Origin of the sequence: Herbaspirillum sp. C7C8, assembly GCF_022627875.1 — a bacterium.
Lineage (GTDB): Bacteria > Pseudomonadota > Gammaproteobacteria > Burkholderiales > Burkholderiaceae_D > Herbaspirillum.
The window spans coordinates 59,143-78,428 of record NZ_JABXGG010000003.1; the positions used below are offsets into that span (position 1 = coordinate 59,143).

General features: G+C 63.1%; 22 protein-coding genes and 1 pseudogene. 6 read left to right on the top strand and 17 right to left on the bottom strand.

Features of this window, described 5'->3' with window-relative positions; genetic code table 11:
• The first annotated feature begins 96 nt into the window (after positions 1–96).
• Entirely contained in the window at positions 97–1,215 is a 1,119-nt protein-coding gene (locus tag HWE01_RS04790) for a sensor domain-containing diguanylate cyclase (RefSeq protein ID WP_008332590.1), read from the top strand.
• Here HWE01_RS04790 and HWE01_RS04795 read toward each other — a convergent pair whose 3' ends face one another.
• From HWE01_RS04795 to HWE01_RS04825, 7 genes and pseudogenes are all read right to left on the bottom strand, one after another.
• Positions 1,216–2,103, bottom strand: coding sequence for a DMT family transporter (locus tag HWE01_RS04795; RefSeq protein WP_241821198.1), 888 nt, complete (start codon positions 2,101–2,103; stop codon positions 1,216–1,218). It abuts the gene before it with no gap.
• A gap of 200 nt (positions 2,104–2,303) precedes the next feature.
• A pseudogene (locus tag HWE01_RS04800) lies at positions 2,304–2,597 on the bottom strand (YfhL family 4Fe-4S dicluster ferredoxin); the annotation flags it as partial.
• On the bottom strand, positions 2,590–3,072 hold the full coding sequence (gene coaD, locus HWE01_RS04805) for a pantetheine-phosphate adenylyltransferase (protein ID WP_006461533.1): 483 nt from the start codon (positions 3,070–3,072) through the stop codon (positions 2,590–2,592). The pseudogene HWE01_RS04800 and the gene coaD, both read right to left, overlap by 8 nt.
• A gap of 36 nt (positions 3,073–3,108) precedes the next feature.
• Positions 3,109–3,777, bottom strand: coding sequence for a 16S rRNA (guanine(966)-N(2))-methyltransferase RsmD (rsmD, locus tag HWE01_RS04810; protein ID WP_008332598.1), 669 nt, complete (start codon positions 3,775–3,777; stop codon positions 3,109–3,111).
• 55 nt (positions 3,778–3,832) lie between these two features.
• Positions 3,833–5,155 carry a M16 family metallopeptidase gene (locus tag HWE01_RS04815; RefSeq protein WP_241821199.1) on the bottom strand — a complete coding sequence of 441 codons (1,323 nt, stop codon included), beginning with the start codon at positions 5,153–5,155 and terminating at the stop codon, positions 3,833–3,835.
• A gap of 38 nt (positions 5,156–5,193) precedes the next feature.
• Positions 5,194–5,841, bottom strand: a complete 648-nt coding sequence (locus tag HWE01_RS04820) for a nucleotide-binding protein (protein ID WP_008332602.1) — start codon at positions 5,839–5,841, stop codon at positions 5,194–5,196.
• Positions 5,842–5,972: 131 nt separating this feature from the next.
• Positions 5,973–7,352 carry a M16 family metallopeptidase gene (locus HWE01_RS04825; protein ID WP_241821200.1) on the bottom strand — a complete coding sequence of 460 codons (1,380 nt, stop codon included), beginning with the start codon at positions 7,350–7,352 and terminating at the stop codon, positions 5,973–5,975.
• A 169-nt stretch (positions 7,353–7,521) separates the two neighbouring features.
• Between HWE01_RS04825 and ftsY the strand changes: the two genes are divergently transcribed.
• The 3 genes from ftsY to ftsX are packed head-to-tail and all read left to right on the top strand — an operon-like array spanning position 7,522 to position 10,296.
• The gene (ftsY, locus tag HWE01_RS04830; protein WP_034351331.1) at positions 7,522–8,679 is read left to right on the top strand and encodes a signal recognition particle-docking protein FtsY; all 1,158 of its coding nucleotides are present in this window, start codon (positions 7,522–7,524) and stop codon (positions 8,677–8,679) included.
• Between the two features lie 4 nt (positions 8,680–8,683).
• Positions 8,684–9,376 (top strand): cell division ATP-binding protein FtsE, encoded by a 693-nt coding sequence (locus tag HWE01_RS04835; RefSeq protein ID WP_008332606.1) that lies wholly within the window; start codon positions 8,684–8,686, stop codon positions 9,374–9,376.
• On the top strand, positions 9,373–10,296 hold the full coding sequence (ftsX, locus tag HWE01_RS04840) for a permease-like cell division protein FtsX (protein ID WP_241821201.1): 924 nt from the start codon (positions 9,373–9,375) through the stop codon (positions 10,294–10,296). Before HWE01_RS04835 ends, ftsX begins: the two co-directional genes overlap by 4 nt.
• A gap of 25 nt (positions 10,297–10,321) precedes the next feature.
• Here the strand turns inward: ftsX and HWE01_RS04845 are convergent, their stop codons facing one another.
• A complete protein-coding gene (locus HWE01_RS04845) occupies positions 10,322–11,266 on the bottom strand; it encodes a hypothetical protein (RefSeq protein ID WP_241821202.1) in 945 nt (314 codons plus the stop codon).
• A gap of 628 nt (positions 11,267–11,894) precedes the next feature.
• Between HWE01_RS04845 and rpoH the strand changes: the two genes are divergently transcribed.
• Positions 11,895–12,794, top strand: a complete 900-nt coding sequence (rpoH, locus tag HWE01_RS04850; protein WP_175344764.1) for an RNA polymerase sigma factor RpoH — start codon at positions 11,895–11,897, stop codon at positions 12,792–12,794.
• Between the two features lie 133 nt (positions 12,795–12,927).
• Here the strand turns inward: rpoH and HWE01_RS04855 are convergent, their stop codons facing one another.
• The 5 genes from HWE01_RS04855 to HWE01_RS04875 are packed head-to-tail and all read right to left on the bottom strand — an operon-like array spanning position 12,928 to position 16,929.
• Positions 12,928–13,518, bottom strand: a complete 591-nt coding sequence (locus HWE01_RS04855; RefSeq protein ID WP_008332611.1) for an SCO family protein — start codon at positions 13,516–13,518, stop codon at positions 12,928–12,930.
• A 4-nt stretch (positions 13,519–13,522) separates the two neighbouring features.
• The gene (cyoE, locus tag HWE01_RS04860; RefSeq protein ID WP_034351333.1) at positions 13,523–14,416 is read right to left on the bottom strand and encodes a heme o synthase; all 894 of its coding nucleotides are present in this window, start codon (positions 14,414–14,416) and stop codon (positions 13,523–13,525) included.
• Positions 14,413–15,549, bottom strand: a complete 1,137-nt coding sequence (locus tag HWE01_RS04865) for a COX15/CtaA family protein (protein WP_008332613.1) — start codon at positions 15,547–15,549, stop codon at positions 14,413–14,415. The genes cyoE and HWE01_RS04865 overlap by 4 nt, the downstream gene beginning before the upstream one ends.
• A 44-nt stretch (positions 15,550–15,593) precedes the next feature.
• Positions 15,594–16,226, bottom strand: a complete 633-nt coding sequence (locus HWE01_RS04870; RefSeq protein WP_241821203.1) for an SCO family protein — start codon at positions 16,224–16,226, stop codon at positions 15,594–15,596.
• Positions 16,213–16,929 (bottom strand): SURF1 family protein, encoded by a 717-nt coding sequence (locus HWE01_RS04875; RefSeq protein WP_241821204.1) that lies wholly within the window; start codon positions 16,927–16,929, stop codon positions 16,213–16,215. The genes HWE01_RS04870 and HWE01_RS04875 overlap by 14 nt, the downstream gene beginning before the upstream one ends.
• A 109-nt stretch (positions 16,930–17,038) precedes the next feature.
• Here HWE01_RS04875 and HWE01_RS04880 point away from each other — a divergent pair, with 109 nt between their 5' ends.
• Entirely contained in the window at positions 17,039–17,239 is a 201-nt protein-coding gene (locus tag HWE01_RS04880; protein ID WP_008332618.1) for a twin transmembrane helix small protein, read from the top strand.
• An 81-nt stretch (positions 17,240–17,320) separates the two neighbouring features.
• Here the strand turns inward: HWE01_RS04880 and HWE01_RS04885 are convergent, their stop codons facing one another.
• The 4 genes from HWE01_RS04885 to HWE01_RS04900 all read right to left on the bottom strand — a co-directional run bounded on the left by HWE01_RS04885 (position 17,321) and on the right by HWE01_RS04900 (position 19,240).
• Positions 17,321–18,181: a cytochrome c oxidase subunit 3 gene (locus HWE01_RS04885; RefSeq protein WP_241821205.1), complete on the bottom strand. Its 861-nt coding sequence runs from the start codon at positions 18,179–18,181 to the stop codon at positions 17,321–17,323.
• Between the two features lie 129 nt (positions 18,182–18,310).
• Entirely contained in the window at positions 18,311–18,541 is a 231-nt protein-coding gene (locus tag HWE01_RS04890) for a DUF2970 domain-containing protein (RefSeq protein WP_008332621.1), read from the bottom strand.
• A gap of 19 nt (positions 18,542–18,560) precedes the next feature.
• On the bottom strand, positions 18,561–19,133 hold the full coding sequence (locus HWE01_RS04895; RefSeq protein WP_241821206.1) for a cytochrome c oxidase assembly protein: 573 nt from the start codon (positions 19,131–19,133) through the stop codon (positions 18,561–18,563).
• Positions 19,130–19,240: a cytochrome oxidase small assembly protein gene (locus tag HWE01_RS04900; protein ID WP_217509972.1), complete on the bottom strand. Its 111-nt coding sequence runs from the start codon at positions 19,238–19,240 to the stop codon at positions 19,130–19,132. The genes HWE01_RS04895 and HWE01_RS04900 overlap by 4 nt, the downstream gene beginning before the upstream one ends.
• Positions 19,241–19,286: the final 46 nt, after the last annotated feature.

Consider the following 19,286-nt stretch of genomic DNA (forward strand, 5'->3'; position numbering starts at 1 on the left):
TCAGACCGCCCACCCCGCACGTGGCGGGCTGTAGGGTGACCGGGCGACCGGTTTGGGCAAGGGGCCGGCCGCACGCCGGAATATGCAGATGAGCACATGACATCGACCATCGATATGGAATCGCTGATTGCCGACAACGAACAACTGAGGAGCGAGCTGCAGGATCTGCTGCAGCAGGCGCACATCAACCAGTCCATCATCGAACGCCATCAGGCCTTCGATCTGAAACTGATCGGTGCCAGCGAATTCCGCGAGCTCATCGACGTGATGCTCACGGTGATGCCGGGGGTGTTCAGCCTGGAGACGGTCACGCTGTCCCTCATCGATGGCGACTACGCGATCCAGCGCATCCTGCGCGACCTGCAGATCGGCGTGAACGAATTCCCCAAGCTGCTGTTCCTGAAGGACCCGCTGCACTTCATCGACGAGGATGGTCCGCTGTCGGACGAAAAACCGCGCCTGGGCCAGTACGTGCCGGCCCTGCACGGGCCGCTGTTCCCGCATTACCAGCCGGTGAGCGTGGCAGTGCTGCCGCTGGTGCGCCAGCACCGGCTGCTGGGCTACCTGTCGCTGGGCAGCGCCTATGCCGAGCGTTTCACGCGCACGCTGGCCACCGACTTCATCCAGCGCCTGGCGACGGTAGCCGCCATCTGCCTGGAAAACGTCATCAACAATGAGCGCCTGAAGCACATCGGCCTGACCGATCCGCTCACGGGCGTGAACAACCGCCGCTACATCGAGCAACGCATGCAGGAGGAAGTGGCACGCAGCCAGCGCGATCGCTCGGCACTGTCCTGCCTGTTCATCGACATCGACCATTTCAAGCGCGTCAACGACCAGTTCGGCCACCAGAGCGGGGACGACGTGCTGCGCGAAGTGGCTGCGCGCATCAAGAAGGAACTGCGCCTGTCGGATGCACTGGGTCGCTTCGGCGGGGAAGAATTCGTGGTGCTGTTGACCCACGCCACGCGCGACGACGCGGCACGCATCGCCGAACGCATCCGCGCCGGCATCTGCAGCCGTGGCGTGATGATCGAGGGCTCGCGCGATCCGTTGCGCATCACCGCCTCCATCGGCGCAGCCTCGCTGTCACCGCCGGATCGCGGGCGCGCGGCGGGCGAGGTCAAGCAGGCCATGCTCAAGGCGGCCGACCAGGCGCTCTACCAGGCCAAGGAAGCCGGACGCAACCGCGTCATGCTGGCCACCCACGACTGATCAGGCAGGCTGCGCCGCCACCGGGCGGTCCCGCACGATCCAGGGGGCGGTGATGATGAGCACGCCGCCGATGAGGTCTTGCGCGCGGAGTTCCGCTGCACCGAGCAGCCAGGCCGAGAAGGTCGCGACCAGGATTTCGGCCAGCATGATGACCGCCGTGATATTGGCCGGCAGGCGCGCCACCCCATATTGCAGGCTCAGATTCGATACCAGGAACAGCAACGCCCACAGCGCTACCACGGGCGCGGCGGCCGCTGGCAAGGGCAACGGCCAGGCAATCACGCCGCTGGCTGACAGCAGCACGCCCAACAGACTGGCCAGCACGCCGCTGCCGGCCAGCATGGCCACGGCGCGGGCGCCATCGGAGAGGCCGTGCAGGCGTCGCAACAGCACATTGGTCACCGCAAACAGCAGGCCCGAAGCCACTGCCATCCAGTCCGGCAGGCTCTGCGGCAGCGGCAGGCCCAGACGCGGCTGGTACAGCACGATGAAGGCGCCGCTCAGCCCGAGTGCCACGCGCGCCAGCGAGCGCGGGGTGATGGCTTCATGCAGCACCAGGCGCGCCAGGATGACGGTCCATACCGGCATCAGGTAGAACAGCAGGATCACCCGCACCACATCGCCATAGGCCACCGCGACATTGAAGGAGGCATTGGTCAGGCCGGTGGCCAGCCCCACGGCCAGCAAGGCCGGATGACGCCACAGCAGTGGCAGTTCACGGTAGCGCAAGGTCAGCAGCAGCAAGGCGCAGGCGCTGAAGATGGCTGCCGTGGCCCAGACCGGATGCAGGCCCATGCCTTCCAGGGCGCGGGTACCGGTCCAGGACAGACCCCAGATGGTGGTGTTCAACAGCAGGGCGGCAACAGCGGATTTGGGGAGGGAGTGCATGTTCTGTGTGGGTGGATGCGCATGGAAAAATCCGGAAACCTGCCTACTCTACTTGCGCCGCAACAGCCTTGGCATGGTCGGCGCTGATAGCGAGTATTCATGCAGGTTGAATGCTGCGCGCAGCAGCATTCACCAAATCAAAATGCCGTTCAGTGCAGCACTGAACGGCATTTCCTGGCAGCACCGCCAGGTGTGCAGACTCAACTGCGCTTGGCCTGGGCCTGCAGGCGTTCGTACTTCTCCATCAACTGCTCGGGGCTCTCGCGCCAGGCCGGGTTGAAGGGAATGCACGCGACCGGGCAGACCTGCTGGCACTGCGGTTCCTCGAAATGTCCCACGCATTCGGTACATTTGTCCGGATCGATCTCGTAGATCTGCGGCCCCATGTAAATGGCCTCGTTGGGACATTCCGGTTCGCAGACGTCGCAGTTGATGCAATCGTCGGTAATCATCAGTGCCATTGCCGCACCTCTCTTGCTTGAAACATCATTGCTTGGCGATCTTTTCCTTGAGCCATTTCTCCACCGACGGGAACACGAACTTGGACACGTCCCCCCCCAGCTGGGCGATCTCGCGCACGATGGTGCCGGAGATGAACTGGTACTGGTCAGACGGGGTCAGGAACAGCGTTTCCACGTCCGGCAACAGGTAGCGGTTCATGCCGGCCATCTGGAATTCGTATTCGAAGTCCGACACCGCACGCAGGCCGCGCACGATGACGCGGGCATTGTTCTGGCGCACGAAATCCTTCAACAGGCCCGAGAAACTCTCCACCTGCACGTTGGGGTAGTGCCCCAGCACTTCATTGGCAATCGACAGACGCTCTTCGAGCGAGAAGAAGGGCTTCTTGTTCTTGCTGTCGGCTACGCCCACGACCAGCTTGTCGAACAACCCAGATGCGCGGCGGACCAGGTCCTCATGTCCTCGCGTCAACGGATCGAATGTCCCCGGATATACGGCTGTGACCATGGTGTCTCCTCTCCGGCTATTGAATCAGAAGGCGCATTATGCCTCAATTTGGGTAGCGCTTTTGCGTTGCAATAAATGATAGAAGACCATGCCGGCCTTGTCGGCGCGCACCACTTCCCAGTCCTGCATCCAGGCCGGCGCGTCTTCGCCTTGCAATGGGTACTCGGCTTCCACGTAGATCAATCCGGACGGCGTGAGCAAAGGCATGCACGCCGGCAACACTTTTTCCAGCCAGCCCTGGTGGTACGGCGGATCGATGAAGACCAGGCTGTAGCCGGCAGCCTCGCGGCCGGCGGCATTGTGCACGGCGGCCAGGGCATCGCCGCGCAGGATGACCAGTGCCTCGGCCTTGAGCTTGTCGCGATTGGACTCCAGCTGGCGCACGGCAGCCGCGCTGTTTTCCACCATCACCACGCGGCGCGCGCCCCGGCTGGCAGCCTCGAAACCGAGCGCGCCGGAACCGGCGAACAGATCCAGGCAGGCCACCTGCTCCCACTGCCCGTCGATCAGGTGGGTGATCCAGTTGAAGACGGTCTCGCGCACGCGGTCCGGCGTGGGGCGCAGGCCCTCGGCATCGAGCACCGGCAGCGGCGTGCGCTTCCACTGGCCGCCGATGATGCGTACCTGATGCGGGCCACGGTTGACGGGCTTGGCCGGCTTGCCGCCAGCGGCGGGACCGGATCGCGGGGGACTGCTCTTGCGCATGACTTTCCTTGCTGCGGGCGGCGCGGGGCCGCCGATGTCAAATGAGGTAAATGATTTACTCGGCGGCTGCGCCGACGATGACCGTGGACAACTCGTCCGGATGCACATGCTTGCGGAAGGCCGCGCGCACGTCCTGCACGCTCACGGCACGGATGCGCTCGATCCAGTGGTCCAGGTAGTCCAGTGGCAAACCGTAGAAACCGATCACCGCGAGGTTTTCCAGCAGCTTGGCATTGCTGTCGATGCGCAGGGCGAAGCCACCGGCGAGGTTGTCCTTGGCGGCCTTCAGTTCGGCAGCTGTTAGTCCTTCCTGGAGGAATTTGTCCAGCGTGGCGCGGGTCACGCGCAGGGCTTCGGCGGTCTGTTCCTTCTTGGTCTGCAGGCCGATCTGGAAGGGACCGGGCTGGGCCAGGGGCGAGAAATAACTGTAGACGCTGTAGCTCAGGCCACGCTTCTCGCGCACTTCATCGGTCAGGCGCGAGACGAAGCCGCCACCGCCCAACACATAGTTGCCCACGGTCAGCGCGAAGAAATCATTGTCGCCGCGCTGGATGGCCGGCGCACCGATGAGGATGTGCGATTGCGAGGCCGGATGGGCGATACGCTGCTCCCCGCCCTTGGGCGCGGTCACCGGCGGCAGCGCCGGCAAGGCTGCACCCTGCGGCAGCTCGCGCGTGAGGGCGCTGGCAATGGCGCGCGCCTGCGCTTGGCTGATGTCGCCGATCAAGGCGATGACGGCGCGATTGGCCACGTAGTGGGCGCGATGGAAAGCCAGCAGGTCCTCGCGGGTAATGGCTTGCAGGCTGGCTTCGCTGGCCTCGACGGCATAGGGATGACGACCGTAGGCCGCTGCCATGAAGGCTTTTTCGGCGATGGCTTCGGGCTTGGTCAACTCTTCCTTGAGGTTGGCGATGGCCAGTGCGCGGTCACGCTCAAGACCGGCCTGCGGGAAGGCAGGATGGGCCAGCATGCGGCCCAGCAGGCCCAGTGCGGCATCACGTTCGGCGGACGAGGACAGGGTGCGCAGGCTCACCCCCGCGCGGTCCTGCCCGGCGCCGCCCTGCTGCTGGGCGGCAACATCGGCAAAGCCGTCCAGGATCTGCGCTTCGCTCAGGGCAGGCGCGCCGTCGGCGGCCTCCACGCCGCGTGTCAGGCTGGCCACGGTCAGCTCGGCCAGGCCGGCCTTGTCGGCGGGATCGCGGCGCTGGCCGGCATCGAACTGCACGCTCACATCCAGCATGGGGATGGCATGGTTGGCCACGAACAGCACGCGCGCGCCGTCAGGCTGGGTCCAGGACTGGATGGCCAGGGCGGCCGAGGCGGGCGCGCTGGCCAACAGGGCTAGCGGGAGCAAGAGGAGAGAGAAGGTTTTTTTCATGGAAGAGGACAATCGAAAGCGAGGCTGCATGCGTGCTGTCATGCGGTCTGGTCAGGGGCCGGCTGGCCGGCGATCCAATCGAGGATGGGTCGCCACTGGTCGAGATCGCGCTGCACGCGAGAGGGTGCGATATCCCACAGGGTCAGGCCGTGGGCGGCCAGTTGTACATAGTTCTGGGTGTCACGCAGATGGCCCAGCACCGGCAGCTTCAGCCCCTCGATGAAGCGTTGCAGCTGCTCGGCCGAACGGGTACGGGCATCGACGCGCATGCCGACGATGCCGACCTCGATCTCGCCCTCGCGCACCGCCTTTTCAGCGGCGAGGCGGCGCAGGAAATCCTGCGTGGCCAGGATGTCGAAGATCGAGGGCTGCAACGGTACCAGGATCTTGTCGGCCAGCTTGAGGGTATCGTTCAGACGCCAGCCATGCAGCCCGGCGGGCGTGTCCAGCACCACGTGGGTGCTGCCCTTGGGGGGCTTGGCAACGTAGTCCTCGTTGATGTCCCAGGTACTGATGGGGCGTGCCTGTTCCGGACGGATCGACAGCCAGGCACGCGAGGATTGCTGGCGGTCGATGTCGCCCAGCATGACGGCATGGCCAAGACTGGCGAAATAACCGGCCAGGTTGGTGGCCAGGGTGGTCTTGCCTACGCCTCCCTTGGGATTGGCGACGACGATGACGGGCATGGTTTTCTCCGTAAAGAACAGAAGCCGATCGATCAGGAAGAACTCAGCGACTTGGGTACACCATTAAGCTGGCGTTAATGCCATTCAATACAGCATTCAGCCCGACTTAATGGTGCAAAAAACGTCAATCCTCAATGCAGCAGGCCCGGCGGCGGCGCGGCGGGCTTCTTGCCGTCCAGCGGCAGGGGCACCAGCGTGGCGACGGTGAGCGTATCGTCCTTGAAGTATTTTTGCGCGACCGCCTGCACCTGGGCCGCGGTCACGCTTTTCAAGCGGTCGATGATGCGGTCGATGTTCTTCTGGCCCAGGCCGGTGGTTTCCATCATGCCGATCTCCATGGCCTGGCCGAAGACGGAATCGCGCTTGTAGACCTGGGAGGCGATCAGTTGCGTCTTCACGCGCTGCAGTTCCTGTTCGGACACGCCTTCACTGGCGATGCGCTGGACCTCGGCGCGCAGCAGGCCCTCGAGCTGTTCGGTGGTCACGCCATTGGCCGGACTGCCTTCCAGCGTGAACAGCACCGGACCGCGCGCCACGCCGCTGTAGCTGGCGCCCACTGCGGTGGCCTGACTGGCGGTGCGCACCAGGTTGGCCGTCAGGCGGGCATTGTCATAGCCATCCAGCACGGCGGAGAGCACATCGAGGGCGTAGGCGTCCTGGTCGGCTTCCACATGGCGCAAGGCCGGCACCTTCCAGGCCATCACCACATACGGATTCTCGGCCGGGGCCTTGACGGTGACGCGACGCAGGCCCAGTTGCTCGGGCTCGTTCTGCGGCTTGCCGCGGGGCAAGGGGTGAGAAGGAATCTTGCCGAAATATTTTTTGGCCAGGACCAGCACACGCTGGGCATCGACATCACCGGCCACGACCAGCGTGGCATTGTTGGGGGCATACCACTGGCGGTACCAGCTGGCGATATCCTGCACGCTCATGTGCTGCAGGTCGTCCATCCAGCCGATGACCGGATGGTGATAGGGATGGGCGGTCCAGGCGGCGGCGTTCAGGGCTTCGTTGAGCAGGCCCATGGGCTGGTCATCGGTGCGCCAGCGGCGCTCTTCCATGATGACGCGGATTTCCTTGGCGAATTCATTGGCGTCGAACTGCAGGTTGGCCATGCGGTCGGCTTCCAGAGCCATCACCTTTTCCAGGTGGCTCTTTTCGATCTGCTGGAAGTAAGCGGTGAAGTCATTGGCGGTGAAGGCGTTTTCCTGCCCGCCCAGTTCGGCCACCAGGCGGCTGAATTCGCCGACCTTGTGGTGCTTCGTGCCCTTGAACATCATGTGTTCCAGCGCGTGCGATACACCCGTGGTGCCATTGAGTTCATCGATGCTGCCAACCTTGTACCAGACCATCTGCACCGCCGTGGGCGCGCGCCGGTCTTCCTTGACGACCACCTTCATGCCATTGGCCAGCACGAACTCTTGCGCCGGCGCGGCCCGCACCTGCGTCGCCGTGGTGGCGAGCAGGCTCAACAGGGCGGTGGCCAGGAGGGCTCGGATCTTCAATTTCATGGGCTGTGCTCTGATAAAATGCTGGATTCATTGACCCTGGCGGCCATGCGCGGGGCTTGTGGAAGGGCAATTGTAACCTGTCCACTGCGGTTGTCAGGGCAGCCACGCGTCTGCCGTCCCGCCCTGCCCCGCCCCGGCCGCAGCTACCATCCAGCCTATCCGCCATCCGATGTTCAGTTTCTTCAAGAGAAAACCCAAACCGGAAGCGCAACCCGCGCTGCCGCCCCAGGCCCAGGCCGAGCCCGCACCCGCGCCGCAACCGGTCGTGCCCCCTCCCGTCACGGCTGCCCCTGTCATCCCCCCTGTCGTTACGGCCCCTGTCGTGGCGCCCGAACCCGCGCCGCAAGCGCTGGCCGCGCCAGAGCCTGTTGTGCAAGAGCAGGCCGAAGAAGTCGAGATCGTGGCCGCTCCGGAGCCTGCCCCTGAGGCCAAGCGCTCCTGGCTGTCGCGCCTCAAGGCGGGGCTGTCCAAGACATCGAGCAATCTGACCACGCTGTTCGTGGGTGCGCGCATTGATGAAGATTTGTACGAAGAGCTGGAATCGGCCCTGCTGATGTCGGACGCCGGGGTCGAGGCCACCCGCTGGCTGCTGGACGAACTGAAGAAAAAGGTCAAAAACGAGCGCCTGACCGAAGCCGCCCAGGTGCGTACCGCCTTGCGCGCCCTGCTCATCGACCTGCTGCAACCCCTGCAGCGGCCGCTGGTGCTGGGTCGCGAGAAGCCGCTGGTGATGATGATTGCCGGTGTCAACGGCGCCGGCAAGACCACCACCATCGGCAAGCTGGCGCTGCACCTGCAGGCGCATGGTCAGTCGGTATTGCTGGCCGCCGGCGACACCTTCCGCGCCGCCGCCCGCGAGCAGCTGGCGGTCTGGGGCGAGCGCAACAACGTCCAGGTGATCGCCCAGGAATCCGGCGATCCGGCCGCCGTGGCCTATGACTCGGTGCACTCGGCACAAGCGCGCGGCACCCATGTGGTGATGGTCGACACCGCTGGTCGCCTGCCCACGCAACTGCACCTGATGGATGAACTCAAGAAGATCAAACGGGTCATTGCCAAGGCGATGAACTCGGCGCCGCACGAAGTGCTGCTGGTCATCGACGGCAATACCGGCCAGAACGCCCTGGCCCAGGTCAAGGCCTTCGATGATGCGCTGGGGCTGACCGGCCTGGTGGTGACCAAGCTGGATGGCACGGCCAAGGGCGGCATCCTGGCCGCCATCGCCAAGACCCGGCCGGTGCCGCTGTATTTCATCGGCGTGGGCGAGCAGATCGAAGATCTGCAGGCCTTCAACGCCACCGAATTCGTCGATGCCCTCCTGAGTTGAACCGATGATTGAATTTACCCGGGTTTCCAAGCAATACGCGCGCGAGGTCTATGCCCTGCGCGACATTACGTTGTCGGTGAAGAAGGGCGAATTGATCTTCCTGGCCGGCCCTTCCGGCGCCGGCAAATCCACCCTGCTGAAGATGATCGCGGCCATCGAGCGGCCCACCTCGGGCAAGCTCACCGTCAGCGGGACCGACATCGTGGGGCTCAAGCCTTCCGGGCTGCCCTATCTGCGACGCAACCTGGGCCTGATCTTCCAGCAACAGAAACTGTTGCTGGACCGCAATCTGCTGGCCAACGTGATGCTGCCGCTGATCGTGACCGGCTCTTCCCGCCCGGACGCCGAAAAGCGCGCCCGCGCCGCGCTGGACAAGGTCGATCTGCTGGACAAGGCGCGCTGCGAACCGCTGGAGCTCTCCGGGGGCGAGCAGCAGCGGGTGGCCATTGCGCGCGCCATCGTCAACCGGCCGCAGATCATCCTGGCCGACGAACCCACCGCCAACCTGGATCGCGCCAATGCCAACAAGGTGCTGGCGGCCTTGAAATCCTTCCACGGGGTGGGCGTGACCTGCCTGATTTCAACCCACGACGAGACTTTTCTCACCGGTGCCGACCGCATCGTCTATCTGGACCGTGGCCGCATCGTCGATGGCTGGCACAACGGCGTCGCCAATCCCGTGGAGGTATCGCCATGAACTGGCTCGGACAGCATTTCGCCGCCATCGCCGATGCGCTGCGCCACCTGCTGCGCTCGCCCGGCAATTTCCTGCTCAACGTGCTGGTGGTCTCGATTGCGCTGGCGCTGCCCTTTGCGGGCCTGTCGGCCCTGGAAAATGTGCGGCCGATCTCGGACCAGATGTCGGTGGAGCCGGAGATCAGCCTCTTCATGAAGCCCGACGCCAGCCGCGAGGCTGCCCTGGCGGTGGGCAAGACCATCAGTCAGGTGTTGAAGGACGGCAACACCAACGGCAAGGTCGAATTCATCCCGCGCGAGAAGGCGTTCGATGCCTTGAAGAGCAAGACCGGGCTGGCCGACGTGCTCAACACGCTGGGCAGCAATCCGCTGCCGGACGGCTATGTGGTGCGCCTGCCGGGCTTCGAGAACGCCATGAATGCCACCCGCGTGGATGACATTGCCCAGCAGCTGAAGAAGCAACCGGGCGTGGATACCGTGCAGATCGATTCCGAATGGGTCAAGCGGCTGGCGGCGCTGCTGCGCATCCTGCGGCTGGTACTGCTGTTCCTGGGGATGACGCTGGGTGCGGTGGTGGTGGCGGTGGTGTTCAACACCATCCGTCTGCAGGTGATGACGCAGCGCGACGAGATCGAGGTCTCGCGCTTGTTCGGGGCGACCAATTCCTTCATCTATCGTCCGTTCTACTACACCGGCGCCCTGCTGGGTCTGTGTGCGGGTCTGGTGGCGCTGGGGCTGGTGGTGGCGGCGCAGCAGCCGCTCAATGCAGCCATTCTGGACTTTGCCCACCTGTATGCCTCGGAATTCCAGCTGGCCCTGCCCAGCCCCATGGCCATCGGCCTGCTGCTGGCCGCCAGCGGCTTGCTGGGCTTGTTCGGGGCGATGCTGTCGGTACGCAGGCAGTTGGCCAGGAAGGCTTGAGGTGCAAGGGCTCTCGTTGCACTGATCAGAAGAAATAACGCGTGATGTCACGTCGGACGCGAGACAGGGTACGCTTGCCCTTGGTCATGCGATGCTTGCCATGGCCGGGCGGTGTTGCACTGTCCAGCACTAGCCGATAGGTGCCGGCACCGCCGGCGCAACGACGATAGATCGCCAGTGCCTGCCGGTCGAGCAAGGTCTGCAATGACCACCAGTGCTCGCTCTTGCGCAAGTGCAGAGAGATCACCGGGTCGATCCAGCCGGCAAACCAGAACAGGTTATCGACGAGTAGACGCAGGCTGTTGACGGTTTGCCTGGGCCGACGCGGGATAAGACCCAGGACGCCAAAACGGTCGAATTCAGGAATCTTCCAGATGGCGTCGTGGTGCCCGATGCGGTTGCGTACGTCGCGTATCCGCTTGAGCAGAGCGACCACCCGCTTCCTGAACGCAGCACTGTCATAGGGGAAAGCCTGCGTATCTGGCGCATGCGGAAAGACTGCCGCCAGGATCGCCGCCTGCAACCCTGCTGGCTGCGCGTGATGCGCGAGCGCGCCGATGAGCACCTCCCAGAATCCAAAGGGCAATGTCGCCACCACGTCATCCGGGGTGACGACATGGGCAGATGGTTTCCTGCCTTTGACTTTGTCGATCGCACAGACCACATCATCACGGGATCTCGAACTCAGTTTGTGCACCGGCGGCAGCATCGGAGGAGCGGCGGGATTGACGGCGTGCGCCGGATTCGGTCTGGGCATCATCCAGCCAAAGGAATCGCGCGCGCCGTAATGACGCGACAACGCACCGTGCACGGCATTGCGCAGCGATACCTCGACATCGGCCAGCAGCGGCAACATGCCAGCGGCAACCGCCTGGGTCCAGGCATAACATCCGAGCGTATCGCCGTGCGAAGTCGTGAGGAAGAAGCGCTGGAGAGTGGACAAGCGAGCTGCAGTGAGGTGTTTCAGCATGCCGTGAGCCGGTTGAAAGTGAAGTGCGTCGGGTGCTATACTCGCCGCCATAGAGACAGGGGTTTTCCAGGCAATTGGTCGTGCCCCTGTAAATTGAGGACAAAGCCCGCTGTTGCGGGCTTTGGACTTTCTGGCGAGAAATTCTATCGGGCCAGCCCATCGCCAACAATAAACTTGCCCTCCCCGCGTCTTCTAAACAGCAGCAAGCTCGTCAGATGACGAGCTGCCATCGGGCCAATGCCCGTCCCTGTCGTCCTGGCAGGTCTGCCGCGTCCGTTTGTCTTCGTCTTGCGCGCTGCAAAAAAGTGTTACAAGTTTCTGGCCTCCTTTTGACCCCGATCGCAACTTTTGTCGCCCAAAGGCGACTAATATAAAGGGAATGGAATGCAATGATTGGCTGAAAAGCAATAGGATTGCACTATTGACCCTTCACCATCATGCTATTAGCACTCCGGGGTGACGAGTGCTAGAATACCTTATCGAATTGCTCCAGTTTTCGTGGAGCACTGCATCAAACAGTACCGGCCCGTGTGGCCGCACCAGGGAAGTCGGGAACATCGCCCCTGGTCACCGAAGCCTCTGCTTCCTACCGTTTCAACCGTTTCCGCAAAGGAACCAAGGAGAATCCATGAAATCTGCGTCTGCACAAACTGCACTCATGCCTGCCGAGTCCAATGCACTCGCGCTGGGTTTTTCCGGCAGCCTGGGCAACATCGACGCGTACATCTCGGCAGTGAACCGCCTGCCCATGCTGACCCACGAGGAAGAGGTCAAGCTGGCGCGTGACCTGCGTGAAAAGAACGACCTGGGCGCGGCCCAGAAAATGGTGTTGTCACACCTGCGTCTGGTGGTGTCGATCGCCCGTGGCTATCTGGGCTACGGTCTGCCACATGCCGACCTGATCCAGGAAGGCAACATCGGCCTGATGAAGGCCGTCAAGCGCTTCGACCCGGCCCAGAACGTGCGTCTGGTGTCCTATGCCATGCACTGGATCAAGGCCGAGATCCACGAGTACATCCTGAAGAACTGGCGTCTGGTGAAGGTCGCCACCACCAAGGCCCAGCGCAAGCTGTTCTTCAACCTGCGCAGCCACAAGGAAGGTCTGGACGCAATGACCCCGGCCCAGGTGGAGGCCCTGGCCAAGACCCTGGACGTCAAGCGCGAGGAAGTCATCGAGATGGAAACCCGTCTGTCCGGTCGCGATATCGCCCTGGAGTCGCCCACCGATGACGACGATGACAAGTTCGCGCCCATCGCCTACCTGTCCTCCGACAATTCGGAACCGACCCGCGTGATCGAGGCCAAGCAGTACGACCGCCTGCAGTCCGAAGGCCTGGAAGCCGCCCTGTCCAAGCTGGATGACCGCTCGCGCCGTATCGTCGAAGCCCGCTGGCTGGCCAATGACGATGGCTCGGGTGCGACCCTGCATGAGCTGGCCGACGAGTTCGGCGTCTCGGCCGAACGTATCCGCCAGATCGAGGCAGTGGCGCTGAAGAAGATGAAGACCGCGCTGCAGGCTTACTCCTGATCGATTCTTCGATTCTTCAGACCGGTTCAGCAGCACCAACAAGAAAGGCGCCCTCGGGCGCCTTTCTTTTCATTCAAACGATTTATATCGTTTATCTCTTTTTTATCTCTTTTTTATCCCTTTTCCCGCAGCATCACGAGAGCAGCAGCTTGATGTCATGCGCCAGCGTCTGCGGACCCTGGCCGTGCTTGACGAACAGCCGGATATGGCCCTGCGGATCGAAGACGTAGCTGCCGGCGGTGTGGTCCATGGTATAGCTGCCCGGCTGCTTGCCCGGCACCTTCTGGTAGAACACCTTGAATTCCTTGGCCACCTTCTCGGTCTGTTGCAGGTCACCACGCAGTCCGAGGAAGCGCTTGTCGAAGGCAGGCACGTATTGCGCCAGTACTTCCTGGGTATCGCGCTCGGGGTCAACGGTGACGAACAGGACCTGCACGCGGTCCGCATCCGGACCCAGTTCCTTCATCACGTTGGACATCTCTACCATGGTGGTCGGACAGACGTCCGGACATTGGGTATAGCCGAAGAACATCACCACCACCTTGCCCTTGAAATCGGCCAGGGTGCGCGGCTTGCCGGTGTGGTCGGTGAGCGCGAAATCGCGCGCATAGTCCAGCCCGGTGACATCGGTATTGTTGAACTTCAGTTCAGGTTTGGAGGGACCGCAAGCCGCCAGCAGCGTCGCGCAAGCGGCCAGCAGCAGCGCCGAGAAGAATCTTTTCATGAGGTCAGAAACTACGGAACAGGAAGTAATGGTCCACCAGCAACACCGCAAACAGGATGGACAGATAGATGATGGAATAGGCAAAGGCCTTGCGCGCGATCAGATCGGTGTAGTGACGGTAGATCTGCCACGAATACCAGAAGAAGATCGCCCCCAGCACAATGGCCGAGCCCAGGTAGATCAGCCCGCTCATGCCGATGGCAAAGGGCAGCATGCTCACCGCCAGCAGTGCGATGGTGTACATGAGGATATGCAGCTTGGTCACCTCCATGCCATGCGTGATGGGCAGCATCGGCAGGCCGGACTTGGCGTAGTCGTCGCGGCGGTACATGGCCAGCGCCCAGAAATGCGGCGGGGTCCAGATGAAGATGATCATCACCAGCACCCAGGCCTGCATCGGCACGTCATTGGCCATGGCCGCCCAGCCCAGCGCGGGCGGCATGGCACCGGCCAGGCCGCCGATGACGATGTTCTGCGAGGTCGCCGGTTTCAAGATGATGGTGTAGATGATGGCGTAGCCGACGAAGGTGGCGAAGGTCAGCCACATGGTCAGCGGATTGACCAGGTTGTACAGCACCCACATGCCCAGGCCGCCCAGCACGCCTGAGAACACCAGGGTCTGGCCCACCGTGATCTCGCCGCGCGCCATCGGACGGCGGGCGGTGCGCGCCATGCGCGAATCGATCTCGCGCTCGACCAGGCAGTTGATGGCGAAGGCCGCACCGGCCAGGAGCCAGATGCCCAAGGTGCCGAAGACGACCTTGCGCCAGTCCGGCAGATCGGGCGTGGAGAGGAACATGCCGATCACGGCACAGAACACCGCCAGCTGCGTCACGCGCGGCTTGGTCAGTGCCCAGTACTGGGCGATGCGGTTGGGTTGGGCGGTCAATGTGGTCATGGCGTGACGGGCCGGGCGGATGCTGGTGGAGCAGCGGCGGCCAGGCCGGAGGGTGCGTAACGGACCTTGTAGTTTAACATGACCATCAGGATGACCAGCAGCGCCGCGCCGCCGTTATGCAGCACGGCAATGGCCAGCGGCCAGTTCAGATAGATGGTCGCCAGTCCAGTACAGAGCTGCAAACCCAGCACCGTCAGCATCCAGCGGCCGGTCTTGCGCAAGCCCTCCTCGCGCAGCGCCCGGTGTGCCAGCCATACAACATACAAGATGACGACAAAGGCAAAACTGCGATGCACCCAATGGATGGCGGTCAGCGCTTCGACCGGCAGGTAATCGCCGGAGGCCGTCATGCCAAGGTGGCGCCAGAGCGTGAAGCCATGTTCGAAGTCCATGTCCGGCACCAGCTTGCCATTGCACAGCGGGAAGTCGGAGCAGGCCAGCGCCGCGTAATTGGTGCTGACCCAGCCGCCCAGCGCGATCTGCAAGCCCAGCAGCGCGGCCCCCACGGTGGCCGGCACGATCAGTGCGCGTCCGCCCGCCGAGACCGCTGCATGCGGCTCCTGCCGCGCTGCCAGCCAGGTCAGCATGGCCAGCAGAGTCAGTCCGAGCAGCAGATGCGTGGTGACGATGATCGGCTGCAGCTTCATGGTCACGGTCCAGGCACCGAAGGCCCCCTGCAGGCAGACGAAGCCCAGCAGCGCCGTCGGGAACCACGGACGGAACTGCAGTTCGGTCTTGCCCGAGCGCATCCAGCGCCGCCACGCCACCACCATCAGCACGATGATGAGGAAACCCACGGCCATGGCGAAATAGCGATGGATCATCTCGATCCAGGCCTTGGCCCAGGTCACCGGACCAAAGGGCATGGCCTCTTCTGCGGCATTGATGTGTTCATGCGCCAGGAGCGGATTGGCGTGGCTGTAGCAGCCCGGCCAGTCAGGGCAGCCCAGGCCCGAATCGGTCAGGCGCGTGAAGGCGCCGAACATGATCAGGTCGAAGGTAAAGAACAGCGTCACCCACACCAGCTTGCGGTATTTGTTGACCACACCCTGGGCGCGCCACACCAGCGCCAGCGGAATCAGGGCCACCACGAGCCCGGTCAGGCCCAGTTGTATCAGCGTCGTTGCATTCATCTTGAGTCAAACTTGCGTCACCACACACTCGCCTCCACGCGGCATCAGCCGATGGAGGAAGCGCGCAGCAACTTGGAAATGTCCTTCTTCATCTTGCCGGGGTCGGGGTCCTTGGGGAAGCGCATCATCAGGTTGCCCAGCGGGTCAATCAGATAGATGTGGTCGCGCGCCGAGGTCCCGGCATCGACCGGCAACCAGGACTGCAATTTGCCAGCGTCAACCCGAAGGATATCGGTTCCGTCGAATTCGCGCAGGAGCAGGGTCGCAATCGGTACGCGGTCGGTGACCAGCCACACCCGTTCGATGCGGTCCATTTCCTTGCCTTGCATGAGCCGCAGCTGGCGCATGGTCAGCAGTTTGTTCTGGCAGGGCTCGCCGCAGTCGCCGCCATCGACCTGCAGCATCACCCACTTGCCCTTGTAATCCTGCAGCCGGGCCGGGCCGCCATCGATGGCGCTGCTGCCGAGATCGGGGATGGGATACTGGCGTGGATCGATCAGCGCGCCATAGTTGTTGCGGCTCTGCGGCTTGATCACGTAATAGGTCAGATAGGAAGCGATCAGCGGTGCGGCGCACACGGCCAGCACCGCCAGCATCTTCCAGCGGCCGCTGCGGCGACGACGCGCCTCGTCCTGGGCGGTGGCTTGAGGCGATTGCGAAATATCAGGCTTTGTCATGACGACCACGTTTGAATCCTGTCACGATGAAAAAAAGAAGGGCCATCCCCGCCAGCGCATACCACTGCACGGCATAGCCACGATGACGATCGATGCCCAGCGAAGGGGCCGGCCAGTCGCGTACCAGGGTGTCGCCTGCCGCCCCGCCCTGCTCGATCACCAGCGGTGCCAGCGGCAGGCCGCTGGCCTTGGACAGGGCCGGCAGATCCAGATTTTGCAGGATGGCTTGAGGACGCGGTGCATCGGCTGTTCCCAGTTGCAGGACATGCCCGGCATCCCGGCGCAGGATGCCGTCCACCTCGGTCACGCCCGACGGAGGCGGCACCTGCGGCACACGGGTGCGCTCGGCCGCATCACGCGGCGCCCAGCCACGCACCACGACCACGGCTTGCGCACTGTGCTCGGGCTGGAACAGCGTGAGCACATGGAAGCCCACGGCGCCGTTGTAGGGGCGGTTCTCCAGGTAGAGCGTCCACTGCGGGAGGAAGCGGCCGCGCAGGCGGATGTGGCGGAACTCCGCATCGCCTGCATCGGCAGGCAGCGCCACCAGGGGCGCCTGGCTGCCACGCGCCTGCATGCGCTGCTGCAGCGCCAGTTTTTCTTCGGCACGATGGGTCTGCCACTGGCCCAGTGCAAACCCGGCGGCAGCCACGATCAGCGTGGCGCAAAACGGAATGAGGCGAAAAACGAATCGGGTCGGCATCGATGAAGTTTGGCCTTACAATGAAGCGCACACGGGACAAGAAAAATCACATACACACCAGCGTCGCAGCATACCGCATGCACGCCTTCGGAGACAGGATTGCATCCTCATGAAAATCGTCGTCGCCATCGCCTTCATCCTGATCCTGGCCAGCCTGGCCTCGGCACTGATCTTTCTCATGCGCGACAAGGGCCGCAGCAACCGCACCGTCCAGGCGCTCACCTTGCGGGTCGGCTTCTCGGTGGCGCTGTTCCTCTTCATCCTGCTGAGCTACAAGCTGGGCTGGATACAGCCGACCGGCATCCGCTGAGCTCCTCCCCACGCATCGTACGCATCGCATAAAAAAGCCGCACCGAGGTGCGGCTTTGTCATTGCAGAAGGCGTGCCCGCCTTACAACCAGTACACCACCACATACAGCCCCAGCCACACCACGTCCACGAAGTGCCAGTACCAGGCCGCACCTTCGAAGGCGAAGTGATGGGTGGGCGTGAAGTGCCCGCGCAGCACACGATAGAGCACCACCGACAGCATGATCGCACCCATGGTCACGTGGAAACCGTGGAAGCCGGTCAGCATGAAGAAGGTCGATCCATAGATGCCCGAGCTGAGCTTGAGATTCAGCTCGCTGTAGGCGTGGATGTATTCATAGGCCTGGAAGCCCATGAACACCGCGCCCAGCAGGATGGTCAGGAACAGCCACACCGCCGTCCGGGTACGATGTCCGGCGCGCATGGCGTGGTGCGAGATGGTCAGCGCCACACCCGAGCTCAGCAGCAGCAGGGTGTTGATGGTCGGGATGGGGAACGGCCCCATGGTGGTGAAATTCTCCACCGTACCGGCCGGGCCGACATTGCCCCACTGGCCGGTGAAGTCGGGCCAGATCATCTTGTGGTCGAGATCGGCCAGCCACGGCATGGTGATGCTGCGCGCATAGAACAGGGCACCGAAGAAGGCGGCGAAGAACATCACCTCCGAGAAGATGAACCAGCTCATGCTCCAGCGATAGGACAGGTCGATGCGCTCGCTGTAGAGCCCGGACTCGGACTCGCCGATGGCATCGCCAAACCAGTAGTACAGCACCACCAGCACCATCAGGATGCCGAGGATGTTGACGTACGGTGCCCATGCCAGACCATTGACCCAACCCGAGGCCCCGATCATGGTGATGAGCATGGAAATGCCGGCCATCATCGGCCAGCGCGACGGGCCTGGAACGAAGTAATGGGGCGCCTTGGCTTGTTGAGAACTCATGTTCTTCTCCCGGTACGAAATCCGATTGTTCTGGCCTGGGGCAAGAGCAGCAAACACGAGCATTAAGCTGCATTAAATACTCTTGCGATCCAGGGTTCACTTTTCCTTAATGCTCTTTTTCGGTCACGCTCACCCACCTGCGGCGCCGCGCACCACCAGCTTGACGATGCTCACCAGCACGGCGACGAAGATCGCCGCACCGAGAATGCCGGCGATGATGACGTGGACCGGATTCAGGCGTGCCGCATCCGACTCGTAATCCTTGCGCTTGCGCACGCCGAAGAAGGACCAGAACACCGCCTTCATCGTCGCGCCGAACGACGCCTTGCGCTGCGCAGCCTGTTTCAGCTCATCGTTCACACCAGCTCCTCCGGGCCTCTCAACCCGCCGTCTTGTTCTTGCCGTTGATCTCGAAGAAGGTATAGGACAGCGTGATCGTGGTCACCTCCTTGGGCAGCTTGGGATCGATGTAGAACACCACCGGCATCTGCTTGGCCTGATTCGGCCCCAGCGTCTGCTGCGTAAAGCAGAAGCACTCCACCTTCTTGAAGAAAGCCGCCGACTGCAGCGGCGCATAGCTGGGGATGGCCTGGGCATCCACATTGCGCGGCTGGGTGTTGACCACTTCATAGGTGACCTGGGTCATCTCGCCCGGATGCACCTGCAGGCTGGACACGGTCGGACGAAAACGCCACGGACCCTGGGCATTGCCGTCGAACTCCACGGTGATGGTGCGCGACTTGTCGATCTGCGTGTTGGCCGGCGCTTCCACGTTTGCATCCTTGGGCGTGAGGAAGTTCACGCCCGTGACCTCGCAAATCTTGCGATAGACCGGAATGAGCGCGTAGCCGAAGCCGAACATCAGCACCGCCACCACCAGGAGCTTCTTGAGCATCACGCGGTTCAGGCCGGGTGCTGCTCCCTCCTCCGCCGGATCGTCGTCTCTGCTCATCGGGCGAACCAGATGCGGTTGACGAAGATGCCGACGAAGAAGGCCAGCGCCACCAGCCCCAGCAGCAGGGCGGTGCGCAGGTTGTTGGGTTTCTTGCGTTCGGTCATGAGGCTTGCCTTTGCATTAGCTGCGATGACTTGTGTTATCCACTGG